Annotated in this window: 2 protein-coding genes and 1 pseudogene; all 3 read right to left on the bottom strand. The window is 68.3% G+C overall.

Annotated features, from left to right (window positions below; all coding sequences use genetic code 11):
• Window positions 1–354 precede the first annotated feature (354 nt).
• Window positions 355–1962, bottom strand: a pseudogene (gene tnpC, locus SPI01S_RS21485) (IS66 family transposase); the annotation flags it as partial.
• A 57-nt stretch (window positions 1963–2019) separates the two neighbouring features.
• A complete protein-coding gene (gene tnpB, locus SPI01S_RS21480) occupies window positions 2020–2373 on the bottom strand; it encodes an IS66 family insertion sequence element accessory protein TnpB (RefSeq protein WP_066727392.1) in 354 nt (117 codons plus the stop codon).
• Window positions 2370–2831: an IS66-like element accessory protein TnpA gene (gene tnpA, locus SPI01S_RS21475; RefSeq protein ID WP_066727390.1), complete on the bottom strand. Its 462-nt coding sequence runs from the start codon at window positions 2829–2831 to the stop codon at window positions 2370–2372. Before tnpA ends, tnpB begins: the two co-directional genes overlap by 4 nt.
• Window positions 2832–2931: the final 100 nt, after the last annotated feature.

Genomic DNA, 2931 nt, shown 5'->3' with positions numbered 1-2931 from the left:
CGTAAGCGTCCGGTCACTACCGTCAGGTCTGAGTTCGACCAGTGGGCGGACTGCTACTGGCGATCGTGGAGCACGGGCAGTATGAGGAGGCGCGTAGCGGGGGGAATGCCTTGAACGAGATTGTGTTCATCGCGATCGGCGTGGCTGTCATTACCGCGTTACTGGTTGTCGGTCTCTGGTTTAACCGGCTTGTGGTCCGGGCGTTGTTCAAGCTGGTTGATTGCCTGCCGCCTTTTAGGCCCGGTGGGCGCTATCGCTCACAGTCGCTGCCTGAGGAGTATGCGTCTCTACGCAGGCCTCGGATCGATCGGTAGCAGCCGGTGTTGGCTGCCCCGTTGTGAGTGCTGAGAAGCACCACGGCGCGAGTTCGCCGATGCGGTTTACCGGATGCCCGTCGGCAATGCGAGTGAGCACGTCGCGCAGCCAGGCTTCGGGGTCGACGAAGTTGAGCCGGGCGGTCTGGATGAGCGTGTAGATCGCCGCTGCCCGCTCGCCGCCCTTGTCCGAGCCGGCGAAGAGGTAGTTCTTGCGGCCGAGCGCCACGGGGCGGAGGCAGTTCTCGGCACGGTTGTTGTCCGCCTCGAGCCGGGCGTCGTCGCAGAAGCGGGTCAGCGCCTCGCGCCGCTTCACGGCGTAGCGGATGGCGTCGGCGAGCGCGCCCTTGCCCGAGATGCGGCGCATGGTGTCCTCGGCCCAAGTGAAGAATCCGTCCACGCCCACCCTGACGACCTGGCGTCGTTCGAGCCGGTCCTCCAGCGGCAGCCCGCGTCCGAGCTCCTCCGCCTCGTACATCAGGTCGATCATGCTCACGCCGGTGCGCGCCGTGGTCGAGCCGGTCGCCTTCCACACGTCGTAGATCTTGCGCCGGACATGTGCCCAGCATGCCACCTCGACGATGGGACCGGGCTGCCGGTGTCCGTCGTACAGCTGCTCATAGCCCGCATAGCCGTCCGCCTGCAGAAAGCCGCTGAAGCCGGCGAGGTGCGCGCGCGGTCGCTCGCCCTTGCGGTCGGGGGTGTAGAAGTAGGCCGCTGCCGGCGGACCGATGCCCTGCCAGCCGCGGTCGTCGCGAGCATAGACCCAGAGCCTGCCGGTCTTGGTCTTGCCGGTGCCCGGCGCCAGCACCGGAACGGGCGTGTCGTCGGTGTGGATCTTGTCGGCCCCGAAGACGTGGGCGCGGATGTGCTCGACCAGCGGCTGGAGCAGCCAGCTGACCTGGCCTACCCAGTCCGCCATGGTCGATCGGTCGAGGTCGACACCCTCGCGCGCGTAGATCTCGGCCTGTCGGTAGAGCGGGAGGTGGTCCGCATACTTCGACACCAGCACGTGCGCGAGCAGGCCGGGTCCGGCTTTTCCGCGCGGGATGGGCAGCGCCGGCGCCGGCGCCTGAGTGATGGCGTCGCAGCGTTGGCAGGCGAGCTTGGGGCGGACGTGGCGAACGACCTGGAAGCGGCCGGGCACATACTCCAGCACCTCGGTCACGTCCTCGCCCAGCGCCGACATGGTGCCGCCACATGCGCCGCAGCCATCCCCGTGCGGAGCGGCGTGGACGACCTCGTGGCGCGGCAGGTGGTCGGGCAGCGGCAGGCGCTTGGGCTTGCGCTTCTCGCGGGCGGGTGGCGGCACGCCGGCGTCAGCGGACGCGCTGGTCGTCTCGGCCTCGACCGTCTCCAGTTCCTCCAGCCGCAGCTCCAGCTGCTCGATCTCACGGTTGAGCCGCTCGGACGACTGGCCGAACTGCATGCGCCTGAGGCGCGCCAGCTGGACCTTGAGCTTCTCGATCTCCAGCGCGGTCAGCTGGATGGTCGCCTTGGCCGCGCGCAGCTCGGCAGCGGTGCTGGCAAGCTCCGCAGCGGTAACGACGCGGGCATGTTCGACGGTCGCCAACTGGTCCTGCAACGCCTGTGCGAAGGCGCGCAGTTCGTCCGGGTCGGAGGGGAGATCGACCGTCGCCAGCGACATGGCCCATCCTACCACCGGCCCGACTCAGACCAAGCGAAAAGGACGGAAAAGCGTCGTTCAGACGAGCGTCGGCGCGGCTACCGGAGCCGGCGCCACGGTGCGCCGCCAGTCTATGCCCTCGATGAGCAGGGCCAGCTGCGCGGGGCTTAGCACAATGCCGCCGTCGACCAAGGGCGGCCACACGAACCGGCCTTTCTCCAGCCGCTTGGCAAACAGGCACATGCCCGAACCGTCCCAGTAGAGCGCCTTCAGATAGTCGCCGCGCTTGCCCCGGAACAGGAACAGGTGGCCCGAATACGGGTCGGCGGCCAGCACCTGGCTGGCGAGCGCGCTCAGTCCGTCGAAGCCCTTCTGCATGCTGACCGGCTTGCAGGCCAAATAGACCTTGGTGCCCGGCGCCAGCGCTATCACGACGCATGCCCCAGCGCCCGCAGCACGCGGGCGAGCGCCTTCTCGTTGACGTAGCTGTCCACGCTCAGCCGGACACCCGTCGGCAGATCGATGTCGATGCCACCAGGCCGCGCACCCGGATGAGGGCGGACCAGGTCTTCTGTCACTGCGGTAGATGACGACGGCTTGGCGGACGATGATGCGGGTGTTGCCGACGCCAGCGCCGTACCCGGCTCGGTCGGCGCCGCGTCCGTCACCACGCCATACGGGATGAACTGCAACGGCTCGCTGGCGATGCTCGCCGCCTTCCGCTGCGCCGAGCGCCAGTTGTAGATAAGGCTCTCCGCAATACCGAGCCGCCGCGCCACCTCGCGCACCGTCACGCCCGGAAGCGACGCCTCGGCAACCACCGCCGCCTTCTCCGCCTCGCTGTAGGTCCGCCGGCGCTCCGTCCGGGTGATGACCTCCATCCGCCCCATCTCCTGACCTCCTTCTGGACTCCAGAAGGAGACCACGACGGGTCCGGACATCGACGGCTACGCCGAACGGGACAACACGCGGCTAACCGGACGCTTACCC

This window comes from Sphingomonas pituitosa NBRC 102491, assembly GCF_001598435.1.
Lineage (GTDB): Bacteria > Pseudomonadota > Alphaproteobacteria > Sphingomonadales > Sphingomonadaceae > Sphingomonas > Sphingomonas pituitosa.
This window is presented reverse-complemented; position numbering and strand designations above follow the sequence as displayed.

What these genes read in the sequence shown, in the direction of transcription:
- tnpA (WP_066727390.1), bottom strand. Translation starts at nt 2,831, where the DNA reads ATGGGGCGGATGGAGGTCATCACCCGGACGGAGCGCCGGCGGACCTAC.